Source organism: Stenotrophomonas maltophilia (genome assembly GCF_047497515.2).
In the GTDB taxonomy this organism is placed as follows: domain Bacteria; phylum Pseudomonadota; class Gammaproteobacteria; order Xanthomonadales; family Xanthomonadaceae; genus Stenotrophomonas.
The window spans coordinates 1-16,618 of record NZ_JAXAXL020000027.1; the positions used below are offsets into that span (position 1 = coordinate 1).

The window sequence follows — 16,618 nt, forward strand, 5'->3', positions numbered from 1 at the left end:
AAATCGAATTTTTCGACAATTGAATGAAGAGCATCCACGCATGGCGTGGATCTACCGTGTCGACCAAGGTCGACACCGGCCCACCATCCCACAGCAAGCCCGCTTCTGCTGTTGCTGTTGCTGTTGAGGTTGCCGGCCAGCGGCCGGCACTACCGGTGCAGGGCGCAGCCCTGCCGACCCCCCCTATTCCTCGACCGGGAAGTCTTCGATCGGCTTCAGCACATCGTAGTGCTCGCGATGCAGCTTGCCCTTCAGCTTCGGCAGCTCTGGCAACGGCGCATCCACCCGCGTATCCGGCAGCCGGTCCAGCAGGTTGCGCACCAGGGTCAGCCGGCCCAGCCGCTGGTCGTTGAAATCCACCAGCGTCCACGGCGCGCCTTCGCGGTGGGTGGCGCGCAGCATCGCTTCCCGTGCCTCGGTGTACGCGCTGTACTTGCTGCGCGACTTCAGGTCCACCGGGGACAGCTTCCAGCCTTTCAGCGGATCGACGTGGCGTTCGCAGAAACGCTTTTCCTGCTGCGCCTGGTCCACGCACAGCCAGTACTTGAACAGCAGGATGCCATCGTCCACCAGCAGCTGTTCGAACACCGGCGCCTGGCGCAGGAACTGCTGGTACTCGGTTTCGCTGCAGTAGCCCATCACCCGCTCGACGCCGGCACGGTTGTACCAGCTGCGGTCCATCAGCACGATCTCGCCGGCGGCGGGAAGGTGCGAAGCGTAGCGCTGGAAGTACCACTGCGTGGCCTCGCGGTCGGTGGGCTTGGGCAAGGCCACCACCCGGCACTGGCGAGGGTTCAGATGCTGGCTGATGGCCTGGATCGCGCCGCCCTTGCCGGCCGTGTCGCGGCCTTCGAACAGCACCAGCAGGCGTTGCCCGCTGTGCTGCACCCAGCGCGCCATCGCAGTCAGTTCCAGCTGCAGCGGCAGCAGCAGTTCGTCGTACTCCTTGCGCTTGAGCTTTGCCATCGTCACACCACGCGGGAAGGAAGCCCGAGCGTAGCGCAGGTGGCGCTCAGGTTCTGTCGACGCCGTGCCAGCCGTGCTCACCGGCCAACTGCTGCAGCAATGCCGACAGGTCGCGGGCGAACCCGCCCATGTCGAACAGGCCGCTGTGTTCGCGTGCCTGCGCCAGCTCGGCACGCAGCGCGGCCAGTGCCGCTGGGTCGTTGCCCAGTGCGCTGGCGGTGGCGATGAACGCAGCATCGTCGGCAACGTTCATCCGGGCCAGGCCGAGGTGATGGTTGAGGCTGCCGGCCACCCGCGCGGCAAAGGTGTCGCCAGGACAGGTCAGCACCGGACAGCCTGCCCACAGCGCATCCGACGCCGTGGTGTGCGCGTTGTACGGGTGCGTGTCCAGGAACAGGTCAGCCAGCGGGTAGCGGGCCAGGTAATGCGGATGCGGCAGCTTGGCCATGAACACCAGGCGTGCCGGGTCCAGGCCTGCGACCTGTGCGGCCGCACGCAAGCGCGCATCGGCCTGGCCGGGCCCGGACAGCAGCCACAGCACGCTGCCAGGCACCGCCTGCAGCACCGCGAACGCGCGGCCGATGCTGCGCGGGTTGAGCTTGTAGCTGTTGTTGAAGCAGCAGAACACCACGCCCTGCGCAGGCAGCCCGCAGTCCGATCGGGTCGGCGCCGGCTCCAGCACGCGGGTGTTGTCCGATGACTGGAAGGCGCGCGGCAGCCGCAGCACACGCTCGCTGTAGTGCGGTTCCAGAGCAGGTGGCAGCGCAAAGGCATCACCGACCACCGCGTCCATCCACGGCGCGCCGGACGTACCCGGATAGGCCAGCCAGTTCAGCTGCAGCGGGGCGGGTCGCATCGCCAGCACTTCCGGTGCGCCGCCACCGCCCCACCCGCGCAGGTCGAACAACACGTCGATGCCCTGTGCGCGGATACGTGCGGCGGCGTCGGCATGACGCAGGCCAGCCACATCGTGCAGCTGCGTCGCCGCCTGCAGGCGCTGGCGGATGCGACTGCTGTCGGCACGGTTCAGGGCGAACAGATGCAGCTGCAGCGCCGGGTCGTGACGCAGCTGCTCGAACAGCGCCACGGTCAGCAGCCCGGTGGGATGCGCACCGAAACCATTGGAAAGGAAACCGATCCGTAGTGGGCCTCGCGGGCGCACCGTCACCGGCGGCAATGGCCGCACCGAGGCGGCCACCGCCATCGCACGGGTGCGTGCGCAGGCCAATTGTTCGGCGGCGCTGGCGTCCTCGCTGAGGAAGGCGAACGGTTCGACCACGCCCTGGCCGGAGGCTGCGGCGTCACGTACCTGTGCAGCCAGTGCGTCCACATCCTGCCAGTCGCACAACCGGCGCTGCCAGGCCAGGCGCTGGGCGGCGATGTAGGGCTCGGCAGGCATCAGCGTGTGTGCGCGCCGATAGGCCGCCGATGCACCTTCGGCATCATCGGCGTCTTCCAGTGCGTGGCCCAGCCACAGTGCGATGCCCGGGTGTTGCGGGGCCAGCGCCGAGGCCTGGCCGAGCAGCGTTGCTGCATCGGCATGCGCACCCGCCATCCATGCCACGCGGCCCAGCCGCGCCAGCGCTTCGGGATGGTTCGGGCGCAGTTGCAGCGCGCGTCGTGCAGCCTGTTCGCCGGCGGCGATGTCGCCGGCTTCCAGTTCCAGGTCGGCCAGCATCACCCAGGCGACGAAATCACCGGGCTGGCGCGCGATCGCCTGCTGCAGGTCCTGCCGCTGCTGCCTGGCCGACATCGCGCTCAGCCCGCCGACAGCTGGGCCAGGGCGTCGACCTGGTGTTCGTGGCTGAGCCGCTGCAGCAGCGGGTCGAGGTCGCCGGCCAGGATGTTGGGCAGGTCGTACAGGGTCAGGCCTTCCACGCGGTGGTCGGTGATCCGCCCCTGCGGGAAGTTGTAGGTACGGATGCGCTGGCTGCGGTCGCCACTGCCGACCTGCAGGCGCCGTGATTCAGCCTGTGCCGCGTCCTGGCGCTGGCGTTCGGCGTCGAGCAGCTGCGCCTTCAGGCGCTTCATCGCCTTGTCGCGATTGGCATGCTGGCTGCGTTCGGTCTGGCACTCCACCACCACGCCGGTCGGCACGTGGGTGATGCGGATCGCCGACTCGGTCTTGTTGACGTGCTGGCCACCGGCGCCGGAGGAGCGGAAGGTATCCACCTTCAGGTCCGCCGGGTTGATGACGATGTCATCGACTTCGTCGGCCTCGGGAATGATCGCCACGGTGGCGGCCGAGGTGTGGATGCGGCCCTGCGATTCGGTGGCCGGCACGCGCTGCACGCGGTGCGTGCCCGATTCGAACTTCAGGCGCGAGAACGCCCCCCGGCCGACCACGCGTGCCACCACTTCCTTGTAGCCGCCATGCTCGCCCGGGTTGTCCGATTCGACTTCGACTTTCCACCCTTGGCGCTCGGCATAGCGGGCGTACATGCGGAACAGGTCGCCGGCGAAGATCGCCGCTTCGTCGCCGCCTGTACCAGCGCGCACTTCCAGGAACAGGTTGCCTTCATCGCGTGGGTCGCGCGGCACCAGCAGCAGCGCCAGTTCCTCCTCCAGCTGCTGCAGGCGCGCCTGCGCGGCGGCGATTTCCTCGTCGGCCAGCTCGCGCAGGTCGGGGTCGGCGCGCATGCTTTCGGCGGCGGCCAGGTCGGCCTTGGCGCGGGCTTCATCGGCCAGTGCGGTGGCGACCGGTTCAAGTTGGGCGAATTCGCGCGAAAGATCGCGGAAACGGGTGTTGTCGGCGACCACATCGGGTTCGGCGAGCAGGCGTTCCAGTTCTTCGCGGCGCTCGGCCAGCGCTTCCAGCTTACGGCGCAGGGTCGGCGTCATCGGGTCTCACGGGTGGGTGGCGGTAACCCGGCGTGGCCGGGAACAGGCGCTCTGCGGCGCGGGTCAGGTCGGCATCGCCGCTCAGCGCGGCGGCGCGCAAGGCAGCGGTCGGTGGGTGCAGCAGTCGGTTGGTCAAGCCGTGGGCCAGCAGTTCCAGCACTTCGTCGGCCGGCTTGCCGTTGGCCAGCTGCTGGCGGGCACGCTCCAGCAGTTCGGAGCGGGTGGCTTCGCCGAACGCACGCAGCTGCCGCAACGGCGCCTGGTGGGCACTGGCCTGCAGGGTCTCGACGAACCGCGACACCTGCAGGTCGATGATTGCCTCGGCCTCGGCAGCCGCCTCGCGGCGGCCGCGGCGGTTGTCTTCCACCGCGCGTTCGAGGTCATCAACCGTATAGAGGAAGGCGTCATTGAGCGTACCGACCTCGGCTTCGATGTCGCGCGGCACGGCCAGGTCGAACAGCAGCATCGGCTTGTGCCGGCGCGCGCGCAGGGCCTTGGCCACCATCTCGCGATGGATCACCGGTTCGCGCGCGGCGGTGGCCGAGAACACCACGTCGGCCTCGCCCAGATGGCGGTCCAGTTCGGTCAGCGGCAGGGCCACGCCGCCGTGGCGGCTGGCCAGCTCCTGGGCGTGGGCGAGGGTGCGGTTGGCGATCAACAGCCGCCGCACCTTGCCCTCGCTCAGGTGCCGCGCGGCCAGTTCAATGGTCTCGCCAGCGCCGACGAGCAGTACGGTGGAATCGTCCAGGCGTGCGAACGCGTTCTGCGCCAGGCGCACCGCGGCCGAGGCCACCGACACCGGGTTGGCGCCGACCTGGGTATCGGTGCGAGCGCGCTTGGCCACCGAGAAGGTCTGCTGGAACAAGCGGTCCAGGCGCTGGCCGAGCAGGCCATGGTCACGCGCGATCGACCAGGCATCCTTCACCTGGCCGAGGATCTGCGGTTCGCCCAGCACCATCGAGTCCAGCCCGGTGGCGACCCGGAACAGGTGGCGCACCGCCTCGGCATCGGCGTGCTGGTACAGGTAGCCCTGCAGGTCGCCGGCCTGGCTGTGCAGCCACTGGTCCAGCGCCTGCGCCGAATCGGCCACGGCGTACAGTTCGGTGCGGTTGCAGGTGGACAGCAGCACCGCCTCGGCGATCTGCGGGGTATCGCGCAGCGAACCGAGCGCGCGCGGCAACGCCTCACCGGCGAAGGCCGCGCGCTCGCGCAGCTCTACCGGTGCGGTCTGGTGATTCAGTCCGAGCACCCACAGGGTCATTGTTCAGTTGCTTGCGATAAGCTGCTGGCCATTGGACGACATTTTAAGGCCCCGATGCCGACGATGCCCGCATTGATTCGCATCCCCAGTGTTCTGCTGCTGTCCCTGGCCTGCGGCCAGGCCCTGGCAGCGGTGCCGGCCAAGGCGCCCGTACGGGCCGCAGCCACTGAGGAACTGGCGCTGGAACCGGTCATGGCCGGTGAGTTCGCGCTGCAGGCCGGCAAGCTGGCCGAGGCCGCGCGCTGGTACCTGCAGGCCGCCCAGCAGACCGACGGCGACGCCGGCCTGGCCGAGCGCGCGACCCGCATTTCCATGCTGGCCAACGACGATGCCAGCGCCGCCAAGGGCCTGGCCCTGTGGCAGCAGCGCGCGCCCAGCTCGTTGACCATGCGCAGTGCCGCCGCTGCGCTGGCCATGCGCCAGGGCGATGTGAAGGCCGCACGCGCCGATCTGCAGGGGCTGCTGGCCGACCCTGATGAACGCGGATGGAAGTTCGCCCTGGCCGCGCTGATCGGTGGTGGCCGCGACCCGGCGGTGCCGGCCCAGGTGCTGGGCGAGCTGGTCGATGCCAATGCCATTCCACCTAAGATCGAGGCCTGGCAGGAGTTTGGCCGCCTCGCCCTGCGCATGGAAAAGCCCGAGTTGGCGCGGCGCATGATCGATGAAGTGGTCAAGCGCTTCCCCGAGGAGCCGCGCGTGGCGCTGCTGCGTGCCAGCCAGCTGCAGCAGGCCGGCGAGACCGACAAGGCGTTGTCGCTGCTGCACGACGTCGAGCCGAAGACCCGGCAGGACCCGGAACTGCGCAACGCGGTGGCCATCGCCTATGACAGCCTCGGCCAGCCGTCCGCGGCCGAGCGCGTGCTGGCGTTCGGCCCGCAGGACGTGCAGACCTGGGGCATGCGTGCCTCACTGCTGGCCAAGCAGGGCGACAAGGCGGCGCTGTCCAACCTGTACAACGAACTGTCGCGGCAGGCCGCCAAGCCGGACCCGGCGCAGCGCCTGCTGCTGGGCAAGATCGCCGAATACCTCAAGCGCTATCCCGAAGCGGTGCAGTGGTACCACAGCGTGCCCGGTGGCGATGAGCTGAGCGAGGCGCGCCTGCGTGCGGCCAATGCGCAGGCGCTGGCCGGGCGCCTGCCGCTGGCACTGGATGAAGTGCACGCGATCCAGTCCGACGCCGTGGTCGACGACGATGTGCGCCGCGATGCCTACCTGCTGGAGGCCGAGCTTCGCCAGCGCGCCGACGACAGCGCCGGTGAGCTGGACGCGCTGGCCCGCGGCCTGGCCGCTTACCCGGATGACAACGGGCTGCTGTACGCGCGGGCGCTCACCTGGGAACGTCGCGACGACATTCCGCGCGCCGAGGCCGACCTGCGCAAGGTGCTGGTGACCGATCCCGAGAACGTGCCGGCGCTGAATGCACTGGGCTACACCCTGGCCGACCGCACGGGCCGCCTGCAGGAGGCACTGGAGCTGATCGACCGCGCCCGCGTGGCCGAGCCGGACAACGCGGCCATCGTCGACAGCTACGGCTGGGTGCTGTATCGCCTGGGCCGCAAGGAAGAGGCCCTGGTGCAGCTGCGCCGTGCCTGGACCCTGGCCAAGGACCCGGAGATCGCCGCCCATGTCGGTGAAGTGCTGTGGGTGCTGGGCAAGCACGACGAAGCCCGCCACTTCTTCGAGGAAGCGGCCAAGCTCGACCCCGAAAACCGCGCGCTGCTGCGCGCCCGCGAGAAATTCAATCCATGAGTGTTTCCCTGATCCGGCCGCTGCTGTTGGCGGCCGCGACCCTGGCGGTCACCGCCTGCACCAGCGTCGGCACGCAGAAGACCCCGGCGCCGGCCGTGGTCGAGATCGTGTCCGCCGAAGCCGCGCAGGCCGAGGCCGCGCGGGTGGCCGCGCTGCAGGCACAGCCGGACTGGGCTTTCCAGGGCCGGGTCGCGGTCAGCAAGGGCAAGGATGGCGGCAGTGGCCGCATCGACTGGAAGCAGGACGGCCGCCGCTACGTGGTCGAATTGAGCGCGCCGGTGACCCGGCAGAGCTGGAAGCTGACCGGCGATACCCATTCCGAAGCTGGCCGCCTGGAAGGGCTGGCCGGCGGTCCGCGTGACGGCGAGGATGCCCAGCAGCTGCTGCTGGAGGCCACCGGCTGGGACATTCCGGTCAACCAGCTGCCGGAGTGGATCCGTGGCCTGGTGGCCGGCGACGCCGCCGGTCCGGAGAAGGTCGAGCGCGACGGTGAAGGCCGGCCGCGCCGCATGCAGCAGATGGGCTGGCAGGTGCAGTACCTGGACTGGTACCCGGCCGAAGCCGCACGCCCGGCGCTGCCGCGCCGGATCGAGGCCAGCAATGGCGACGCCAAGGTGCGCCTGCTGGTGGACCAGTGGGGGCAGGGCACCCCATGAAGGGTGCAGCCGACGACGCGGGCTGGTCCTGGTGGCCGGCCCCGGCCAAACTGAACCTGTTCCTGCACATCACCGGTCGTCGCGCTGATGGCTATCACGAGCTGCAGACCGTGTTCCGCCTGCTGGACTGGGGCGACCGCATCGGCCTGCGCCTGCGTGAAGACGGCCAGGTGCGCCGGCAGGGCGACGGCCTGGCGGGCGTGGCCGAGGCCGACGACCTGGCGGTGCGAGCCGCGCGGTTGCTGAAAGAGGCGGTTAATGTCGCGCAAGGTGCGGACATCATCGTTGAAAAGCATGTTTCCGCGGGTGGCGGTTTCGGTGGTGGCTCGTCGGATGCTGCCACCGTGCTGGTCGTGTTGAACCGGCTCTGGCAGGCCGGCCTGGACGAAGACGCGCTGGCGGCGCTGGGCCTGCGCCTGGGAGCCGACGTGCCGGTATTCGTGCGTGGCCGCAACGCCTGGGCCGAGGGGGTAGGCGAGCGGCTGCAGCCGATTACGCTGGCTCCGGCCTGGTATGTGGTGGTCGAGCCGGGCGTTCATGTTCCCACGCCGGCCCTTTTCGCAGACCCGGATTTGACGCGCGACAGCCCAGTGGCGAAAATAGAGGACTTCGCTTCCGGGACCCTGGTCGGGAACGCGTTCGAACCGGTGCTGCGCCGCCGTGAGCCTGCCGTCGAGGCCGCGCTCGCAGCGTTGAGCGGCATCGGCTCCGCGCGGCTGACCGGTTCGGGAAGTGGTTGTTTCGTCGAGTTCGCATCGCAGGCTGCCGCAGAGCAGGGACGGTCGAAGTTGCCGAAGGAGTTGCGGGCAAGGGTGGCAGCGGGCGTTGCGCGTTCGCCACTGCTGGATGCACTCGAGCAACACTGATTTATCAATGCAGGGGCGTCGCCAAGAGGCCCAAGGCACCAGGTTTTGATCCTGGCATTCGTAGGTTCGAATCCTACCGCCCCTGCCAATAGCGGCTGTGTCCGCGCCTTCCAGCGCATCGCCTGCGCGGGACGTGGAAACAACCGCGGTGTTGTCAGCAGCAAGGGTCCATGAGGGTCCTTGCCGACTCCGGATCCCCGCCACTCGTCCCCGCCCGAGACAATCATGATGCAAGAGTCCCCGAACCTGCTGGTCTTTTCCGGCAACGCCAACAAACGTCTGGCGCAGAACATCTGCAAGGAACTGGGGGTTCGCCCGGGCAAGGCGCTGGTCTCGCACTTCTCCGATGGTGAAGTGCAGGTGGAGATCGAAGAGAACGTCCGCAAGCAGGACGTGTTCGTGATCCAGCCGACCTGCGCGCCGAGCGCGGAAAACCTGATGGAACTGCTGGTGCTGATCGACGCGCTCAAGCGCGCATCGGTGGCCAGCGTGACCGCCGTGGTGCCGTACTTCGGTTACTCCCGCCAGGATCGCCGCATGCGTTCCTCGCGCGTGCCGATCACCGCCAAGCTGGCGGCCAAGATGTTCAGCACCGCTGGCGCTGATCGCGTGCTGACCGTCGACCTGCACGCCGACCAGATCCAGGGTTTCTTCGATATTCCGGTCGACAACGTGTACGCCTCTCCGCTGCTGCTGGCCGACATCTGGCGCGCCTACGGCACCGAGAACCTGATCGTCGTCTCGCCGGACGTGGGCGGCGTGGTCCGCGCCCGTGCGGTGGCCAAGCGCCTGGATGACGCCGACCTGGCGATCATCGACAAGCGCCGTCCGCGCGCCAACGTCTCCACCGTGATGAACATCATCGGTGACGTCGAAGGCAAGACCTGCGTGATGGTCGATGACATCGTCGATACCGCCGGCACCCTGTGCGCCGCTGCCGCTGCCCTGAAGGCGCGCGGTGCGCTCAAGGTCGCCGCCTACTGCACCCACGCGGTGCTGTCGGGCCCGGCGGTGGACAACATCACCAATTCCCAGCTCGACGAGCTGGTGGTGACCGACACCATCCCGCTGAAGGACGCCGCGCGGGTGTGCAGCAAGATCCGCCAGCTGAGCGTGGCGGAAATGCTGGCCGAAACGATGCGCCGCATCGCCTTCGGCGAGTCGGTCAGTTCGCTGTACGTCGATTGAGTTTTCGCCCCCGCCGGCAACGGTTGGGGGCATGCCCCGGATGCTTCTGGTCGCGGAAGCATCTTCAACCGCCACGCCGCAAGGCGCGGCAACAACCTGAGTAGTCGAAAATGTCGAAGACCCATGAAATCAAGGTCACCAAGCGTGAACTGCAGCGTAAGGGTGCGAGCCGCCGCCTGCGTCACGCCGGTGTGATCCCGGCCATCGTGTACGGCGGCAACGCCGAGCCGGTCGCCATCAGCCTGGACCACAACGAAATCTGGCTGGCCCAGCAGAACGAGTGGTTCTATGCCTCGATCCTGGACCTGAACCTGGACGGCCAGGTGCAGAAGGTCCTGCTGCGTGACTTGCAGCGCCACCCGTACAAGCAGCTGATCATGCACCTGGACTTCCAGCGCGTGAACGAGAACGAAGCCCTGACCGCTTCGGTTCCGCTGCACTTCATCAACGAAGACACCTCGCCGGCCGGCAAGGCTGCCGACGTCGTGGTCACCCACGAACTGAAGGAAGTGACCATCAGCTGCCTGCCGAAGGACCTGCCGGAGTCGATCGAAGTCGACCTGGCCGACCTGGCCGCTGGCGACGTGGTGTACCTGTCCAACATCAAGCTGCCGAAGGGCGTGGAAATCCCGGCCCTGGCGCTGGGCAAGGACCACGACGACGCGATCGTCACCGCCAAGCACGGCAAGGAAGACGCTGCCGACGCTGAAGCTCCGGCTGCCGAGTAATGCAGTGACGGTGCCTGCCTCCGGGCAGGCACCGTTCTGGAAGGAACCATGGCAGGACTGCGACTGATCGTCGGTCTGGGCAACCCCGGATCGGAACACGCCCGGACCCGGCACAATGCCGGGTTTCATTTCGTTGAGGCCCTGGCTGAAAAAGCCGGTGCGCGATGGAATGTGGACAGCAAGCTGTTCGGTGAGACCGCCAAGGTCGAGATCGCCGGGCAGACGGTGTGGCTGCTCAAGCCCGCCACCTTCATGAACCTCAGCGGCAAGTCGGTCACCGCCGCACAGCGGTTCTGGAAGATCGAGCCGGAAGAAACCCTGCTGGCCCATGACGAACTGGACCTGGCGCCCGGCGTGGCGCGGCTGAAGTTCGACGGCGGCCACGGTGGCCAGAACGGCCTGCGCGACACCATCCGCTTGCTCGGCCACGGCAAGTTCCATCGCCTGCGCGTGGGCATCGGCCATCCCGGCCACAAGGACCGCGTGGTGGGTTGGGTGCTCGGCCGTCCCTCCAAGGACGACGACGTGCTGATCGCACGCGCCATCGACGATGCGATCGACGTAATGCCGCTGGCAGTGCAGGGCGATTTCAGCGAAGCGATGAAGCGGCTGCACACCCCGAAATAAACGGTAGGTGCCGACCGTTGGTCGGTACGGATGCAACGTGCGGTAGGTACCGACCGTTGGTCGGTACGGAAACAGGCGGCCGGTAGGTACCGACCGTTGGTCGGTACGGAGAATGATTGGAAAAGCAGCACCCATGCTGCTGCTTTCCCAATCACTTTCACCCCAGAGAGCTGTCACCCATGGGTATCAAATGCGGCATCGTCGGCCTGCCCAACGTCGGCAAGTCGACCCTGTTCAACGCGCTGACCAAGGCGGGCATCGCCGCGGCGAATTTCCCGTTCTGCACCATCGAGCCGAACGTCGGCATCGTGCCGGTGCCGGACCCGCGCCTGAACGAACTGGCGGCGATCATCAACCCGCAGAAGGTCATTCCCACCGCGGTCGAGTTCGTCGACATCGCCGGCCTGGTGGCCGGTGCCGCCAGCGGTGAAGGCTTGGGCAACAAGTTCCTGGCCCATATCCGCGAAGTCGATGCGATCACCCACGTGGTGCGCTGCTTCGAGAACGCGGACGTCATCCACGTCAACAACAAGGTCGACCCGATTTCGGACATCGAAACCATCGATACCGAACTGGCGCTGGCCGACCTGGACAGCGTCGAAAAGGCGTTGAACCGTGCCGAGCGCGCGGCCAAGGGCGGCGACAAGGACGCAGCGGCACGCAAGCCGGTGCTGGCCAAGCTGCAGGCGGCGCTGTCCGACGGCAAGTCCGGCCGTTCGGTTGGCCTGGACGAGGAAGAAAAGGCGCTGGTGCGTGACCTGTTCCTGCTGACCCTGAAGCCGGTGATGTACATCGCCAACGTGCTGGAAGATGGTTTCGAGAACAACCCGCACCTGGACGCCGTGCGTGCCCACGCCGCTGCCGAAGGCGCGCAGGTGGTGCCGGTGTCGGCCGCGATCGAGGAAGAGCTGTCCCAGCTCGACGACGAAGACCGCGACACCTTCCTGGCCGACCTCGGCCTGAGCGAGCCGGGCCTGAACCGCGTGATCAACGCGGCCTACAGCCTGCTCGGCCTGCAGACCTACTTCACTGCCGGCGTCAAGGAAGTCCGCGCGTGGACCGTGCGCAAGGGCGCCACTGCCCCGCAGGCCGCCGCAGTCATCCATACCGACTTCGAGAAGGGCTTCATCCGCGCCGAAACCATCGCGTACGACGACTTCATCAAGTACAAGGGCGAAGCCGGCGCCAAGGAAGCCGGTCGCCTGCGCCTGGAAGGCAAGGAATACCGCGTGCAGGAAGGCGACGTGCTGCACTTCCGCTTCAACGTCTGATCCGGCGGCATCGGATCGACTCCGGACGCCCCGCCTTGTGCGGGGCGTTCGCGTTTCCGGAGATGGTTGATGGTGTGGACAAAAAATGACCGCGCTTCGAAAGGCCTGCGCCACAACACTCGCGCGCACTTGTCCACACCCAACCCCCATCGCTTTCCACGTGCGGTGTGGAAAACCCCGCGCGCCTACGTAGAACCGAGCCCATGCTCGCCGCTGCGGGTATCGAACGCGGTGTGTGGACAATAACTCACCACGTCTCAAAAGGCCCGTGGTGCAAGGCTCGCACCCACTTGTCCACATCAAGTTCCCACCGCTCTCCACCTGCCGTGTGGAAAACAATCACGGTGATGGATAAAAAATCATCACGCGCGGAAACGCCTGCACTGCAAGCCTCGCGGCCACTTGTCCACACCAAGTTCCCATCACTTTCCACGCGCGGTGTGCATAAGAAACAAGGCCCGCCATTGGCGGGCCTTGTCGTCCACGTCCTGCAATGGGCCGTGCCTTACAGCGCGCTGCCACCAAACTTGTGGGTGTACTGCAGGTTGATGGTGCGGCCGACGCTGTCGAACCAGGACACGTCGTAGTACGGGTACGCGGTGTACGTGGCGTCCTTCGGCGGCATCTTGTTGAACACGTTGACCACCGACAGCGACAGGCGCGAATGGTCGTCGAAGCGGTACTGCAGCGACGCGTTGTAGCGGTAGGTCGCCTTCACGTACGGGCTGTCACCGCTCTCCCAGTCGAACGACTGGTCGTAGTTGTCTGAGGTCGGCAGCTTGCCCAGGCGCGAGCCGTAGACCGTGGCCGACCAGGCGTCCTTCTCCCAGGTCACGCTCACGCTGGTCTTGGTGCGCGGGATGTCGAAGCCGCTGTTGACCGCGAACTGGTCCAGGGTCGGGTCGCCCGGGTAGCGCTGGAAATCGTGCTTCTTCACCCAGGTGTGGGTGCCGTTGAGGATGAAGTCGCCGATGCCGGTCTGCAGGCGGTAGCGCAGGCCGACATCGATGCCGGAGGTGGACTCGCGGGCGACGTTGATCGGCGCCACGCGCACGCCATACAGGCGGCCATCGCTGGTACGGGTGATGCGGTCGAGTGCATCCACGCAGGTCGGCGAGCTGATGTCGGCGCTGCCGAGGCGGCAGTTCGCTTCATTGGCCAGGATCGTGCGCACGTCCATGTCCTGCACCTGCTTGCGCATGTCGATGTCGAACCAGTCCACCGACAGGTCCAGGCCGATCGCCGGCGACCAGACGAAGCCGGCACTCCACGAGGTGCTGGTTTCCGGGTCGAGCTGGCGGTTGCCGGTGCGGCTGCGGATCAGGTTGCGCTCGTAGTCGGAACAGTCGCTGGCGCCTTCGAGGCGGCAGCTGTACAGGTCTTCGGCACTGGTTTCATCGTTGCCCGGGCCGGCGAACACGTAATGCAGGTCCGGTGCGCGGAACGCGGTGCCATACGAACCACGCACCAGCAGGGTGTCGATCGGGCGCCATTCCAGGCCGCCGCTCCAGGTCGCCTTGCCGATGGTGTGGCCGGAGTAGCGGTACTGGTCATAACGGCCGGCCACGCTCAGGTTGACCGTCTCATGCAGCGGCATGCGCAGCTCGGCGGCGGTCGCCCAGCGGTTGCGCGAACCCTGGCCGTCCGAATCCTTCCAGCTGTAGTAGTAGTACTGGGTGGCCAGCGGATCAGGGTTCAGCGCGTAGGCCTGCTGGCCCACTTCCACGGTCGCTGCGAAGCCGGCATCACCGCCCGGCAGCCCGAACAGCGACGCATTGGTCAGGGTGAAGGCCGCGGTTTCGGTGCGCGACTTCGGCGAGTAGGTGGTGCGTGCGGCGATCGAATCGTACTCGGCGCGGGTCAGCGGCCGGTACAGGCGCGACGGGTCGGCGTTGTAGATCGGGAAGCCGTCATCATCCACGCCCAGCTGCGGGCCCAGGAACAGGTCATTGGCCTTGGCGGCGATGATCTGCGCCCAGCTGATCCGCGACTGGTACTGCGAATGGCTCAGCGCCGCTTCGTAATCCCAGTTGCCGGCCAGGTTGCCCTTGAAGCCGGTGGTCACGCTGAAGGTCTTCTGCGTGCTGCGCACCATCGCATTGCGCAGGCCGCCCATTTCCTCCGGAGAGAACTGGCGCTGCCAGAATTCGATCTCGCCGGTGGCTTCATTGTTGAAGTAGCCCGACTCATCGCCGTTGGCATCCATGCGGCCCCAGCTGGTGACATCGCGCATCAGCGACATCGTGTGGTAGCCCAGCTGCACGTCGGCGAACCACTGCTGGCCGTTGTCGAAGTCGTAGCTCAGCGAGGCGTAGCCGTTGGCGCCGCGGCGCTTGCTGAGGATGGTGCCGTAGCCGATCGACGCATCGCTGCCGCAGTAATAGCCGTACTTCGGGCGGAAGGCGCGGTAGGTGCTGCCCTGGTTCTGCCCGGCCAGCGCTTCGCAGGTGGCGGCGCCCGGGTCCAGGTAGTTGTCGTCGTAGTCGGTGCGCAGGTAGGCACGGCGCGCGATGCGCGAGCCCTCGGTGGGGCCGTCCTGGGTCGAATCCTGGATGTCGCGCTCATAGGCCCACAGCGGCGTCTGCGACTGCAGCTCAACGCTGTACACCGCGTTGAAGTTGCCGCGGCTGAAGCCGCTGGCGATGCTCATGTCGAACGACTCGCCACCGCCTTCGCTGGTGGTGCCCATGCGCATGTCGACGGTGGTGCCATCGGCCTTCTTCTTCAGGATGAAGTTGACCACGCCGGCGATGGCGTCCGAGCCGTAGATGGCCGACGCGCTGCCGGTCAGCACTTCGATGCGCTCGATCATGCCCAGCGGGATGTTGGAGACGTCGGTGAAGTTGCTGCGGCCCTTGAACGGCATCGGGAAGTCGGCGATGCGACGGCCGTTGACCAGCACCAGCGTGTGGTTCGGGCCGAGGCCGCGCAGGTCCACCTGCTGGGCGCCCGGCGAGAAGTCGGCACCGCTGGAGGACTGCTGGCTCTGGGTCTCACCGCCGTTCTGGGTCATCGCGCGCAGCACGTCCGGCACGGTGGTGAAGCCGCTGGAACGGATCTGCTCGGCGCTGATCACCGTGATCGGGGCGGGGCCCTCCACCTGGGCGCGCGGAATACGCGAACCGGTGACCTGCACCGCGTCCAGTTGTTGTACCGAAGAGGAAGCCGGTGCCTGGGCCGCCGCGGAAGCAGCCACGCCCATCAACGCCAGCTGGATCGACCACGCCATCGCCTTTCTACGCATGAGGAATTCTCGGAAATGAAGCCGGCCCGCAGAGGAGGGGCCCTGTCCCCCATTCAGATTTCCGGAATGGGCGCGCGCATTTAACGCCTTTTTTATGTCCTTGACTACTGGGTCTCTATCTGGCAAAGAGTGAAAACGCTTGCAAGTCGATTTTGTTCAGGGAGATCAAGATGCGGCGCCTTCAGCGGACTCTGCGTACCCCCTTCGCCTGGCTGGTGCTGCTGGTGCTGCTGGTGCTGTCCTGGCCGCTGGCCACCGCGGCGCAGGACCTGCACGGTCCTGGTTTCGCCTACTACGAGGTGGGCGACCTGGAAGCTCCGCGGCCCGGCCCACGCGCGCCGGCGATGATGCTGATGGGCGGCGGCGAATGGGTGCCGGAGGCCTTCCAGTGGTGGTTGAAGCAGGCCGGCAACGGCCGCGTGCTGATCCTGCGCGCATCGGGCAGTGATGAGTTGCAGGACCGGCTGTACCGCGAGATCGGCGGTACCACCGCCGTGCAGACCCTGGTCTTCGACAGCCGTCGCGCCGCCGACGATCCGGCCGTGCTGCGCGTGGTTGCTGCGGCCGACGCAATCTTCATCGCCGGCGGTGACCAGTCGCGCTACATCCGTTTCTGGAAGGGCACCGCACTCAACCGCGCGCTCAATGCCCATGTGCGGGCAGGCAAGCCGATCGCCGGCACCAGCGCCGGGCTGGCCATCCTGGGTGGCTACGCCTATGGCGCGATGGATGGCGGCAGCATCACCTCGGCCGGCGCATTGGCCGACCCGATGGGCAGCGCCGTGACAATGGACAGCGGCTTCCTGCAGATGCCCTACCTGCAGCGCGTGGTCACCGATACCCACTTCGACAAGCGCGACCGGCTCGGTCGCCTGATCGTGTTCGTGGCACGCGCCGCGCAGGACAGTGGCGACCCTGACATCGTCGGCATCGGCGTCGACGAGGACACCGCACTGTGCGTGGAGCCCGATGGCCAGGCGCAGGTGTACAGCACCGATGGCGAGGGCAAGGTCTGGGTGGTCAGTCCTGGCCGCGATGCCGACCGCCTGGTCGAGGGGGAGCCGTTGCGCTTCCACGCGGTGCCGGTCACGGTGGTCGCCAGCGGCAGCCGCATGCGGCTGGACGACTTCGAGGCCGAAGCCGACTACCAGGCGGTGGCCGATGTAAGCGACGGCGAGCTTGAGTTCACGCGTCAGTAGTGCCGGCCGCTGGCCGGCAACT

General features: G+C 67.3%; 13 protein-coding genes and 1 tRNA gene. 9 read left to right on the plus strand and 5 right to left on the minus strand.

The window, feature by feature from the left end:
* Positions 1–183 precede the first annotated feature (183 nt).
* Genes ppk2 through hemA form a run of 4 tightly spaced genes read right to left on the minus strand, consistent with a single transcriptional unit; the run spans position 184 to position 5,068 of the window.
* Positions 184–966 (minus strand): polyphosphate kinase 2, encoded by a 783-nt coding sequence (gene ppk2 / locus ACMZPQ_RS21870; RefSeq protein WP_197582120.1) that lies wholly within the window; start codon positions 964–966, stop codon positions 184–186.
* A gap of 46 nt (positions 967–1,012) precedes the next feature.
* On the minus strand, positions 1,013–2,719 hold the full coding sequence (locus ACMZPQ_RS21875) for an O-linked N-acetylglucosamine transferase, SPINDLY family protein (RefSeq protein WP_197582119.1): 1,707 nt from the start codon (positions 2,717–2,719) through the stop codon (positions 1,013–1,015).
* 5 nt (positions 2,720–2,724) lie between these two features.
* Positions 2,725–3,807 carry a peptide chain release factor 1 gene (gene prfA / locus ACMZPQ_RS21880; protein WP_197582118.1) on the minus strand — a complete coding sequence of 361 codons (1,083 nt, stop codon included), beginning with the start codon at positions 3,805–3,807 and terminating at the stop codon, positions 2,725–2,727.
* Positions 3,785–5,068, minus strand: coding sequence for a glutamyl-tRNA reductase (hemA, locus tag ACMZPQ_RS21885; RefSeq protein ID WP_197582117.1), 1,284 nt, complete (start codon positions 5,066–5,068; stop codon positions 3,785–3,787). Before hemA ends, prfA begins: the two co-directional genes overlap by 23 nt.
* 63 nt (positions 5,069–5,131) lie before the next feature.
* On the opposite strand from hemA, the gene ACMZPQ_RS21890 reads away from it, so the two are divergent.
* The 8 genes from ACMZPQ_RS21890 (at position 5,132) to ychF (ending at position 12,153) form a co-directional block, all read left to right on the plus strand.
* Entirely contained in the window at positions 5,132–6,817 is a 1,686-nt protein-coding gene (locus ACMZPQ_RS21890; protein ID WP_197582116.1) for a tetratricopeptide repeat protein, read from the plus strand.
* The gene (gene lolB / locus ACMZPQ_RS21895; protein WP_197582115.1) at positions 6,814–7,473 is read left to right on the plus strand and encodes a lipoprotein insertase outer membrane protein LolB; all 660 of its coding nucleotides are present in this window, start codon (positions 6,814–6,816) and stop codon (positions 7,471–7,473) included. The genes ACMZPQ_RS21890 and lolB overlap by 4 nt, the downstream gene beginning before the upstream one ends.
* Complete coding sequence (gene ispE / locus ACMZPQ_RS21900) at positions 7,470–8,339, plus strand: 4-(cytidine 5'-diphospho)-2-C-methyl-D-erythritol kinase (protein WP_197582114.1); 870 nt, start codon at positions 7,470–7,472, stop codon at positions 8,337–8,339. The genes lolB and ispE overlap by 4 nt, the downstream gene beginning before the upstream one ends.
* 11 nt (positions 8,340–8,350) lie before the next feature.
* Positions 8,351–8,427, plus strand: a tRNA-Gln gene (locus ACMZPQ_RS21905).
* Between the two features lie 140 nt (positions 8,428–8,567).
* Entirely contained in the window at positions 8,568–9,527 is a 960-nt protein-coding gene (locus tag ACMZPQ_RS21910; protein WP_005415400.1) for a ribose-phosphate diphosphokinase, read from the plus strand.
* Positions 9,528–9,637: 110 nt separating this feature from the next.
* Positions 9,638–10,255, plus strand: a complete 618-nt coding sequence (locus tag ACMZPQ_RS21915; RefSeq protein ID WP_197582113.1) for a 50S ribosomal protein L25/general stress protein Ctc — start codon at positions 9,638–9,640, stop codon at positions 10,253–10,255.
* 48 nt (positions 10,256–10,303) lie between these two features.
* Positions 10,304–10,882, plus strand: a complete 579-nt coding sequence (gene pth, locus ACMZPQ_RS21920; protein WP_008268208.1) for an aminoacyl-tRNA hydrolase — start codon at positions 10,304–10,306, stop codon at positions 10,880–10,882.
* Positions 10,883–11,061: 179 nt separating this feature from the next.
* Positions 11,062–12,153: a redox-regulated ATPase YchF gene (gene ychF / locus ACMZPQ_RS21925; protein WP_197582112.1), complete on the plus strand. Its 1,092-nt coding sequence runs from the start codon at positions 11,062–11,064 to the stop codon at positions 12,151–12,153.
* A gap of 505 nt (positions 12,154–12,658) precedes the next feature.
* On the opposite strand, the gene ACMZPQ_RS21930 is transcribed toward ychF, so the two are convergent.
* A complete protein-coding gene (locus tag ACMZPQ_RS21930; protein WP_197582111.1) occupies positions 12,659–15,397 on the minus strand; it encodes a TonB-dependent receptor domain-containing protein in 2,739 nt (912 codons plus the stop codon).
* Positions 15,398–15,567: 170 nt separating this feature from the next.
* Between ACMZPQ_RS21930 and ACMZPQ_RS21935 the strand changes: the two genes are divergently transcribed.
* Positions 15,568–16,596 carry a Type 1 glutamine amidotransferase-like domain-containing protein gene (locus ACMZPQ_RS21935; protein ID WP_197582110.1) on the plus strand — a complete coding sequence of 343 codons (1,029 nt, stop codon included), beginning with the start codon at positions 15,568–15,570 and terminating at the stop codon, positions 16,594–16,596.
* The last annotated feature ends 22 nt before the right edge of the window (positions 16,597–16,618 follow it).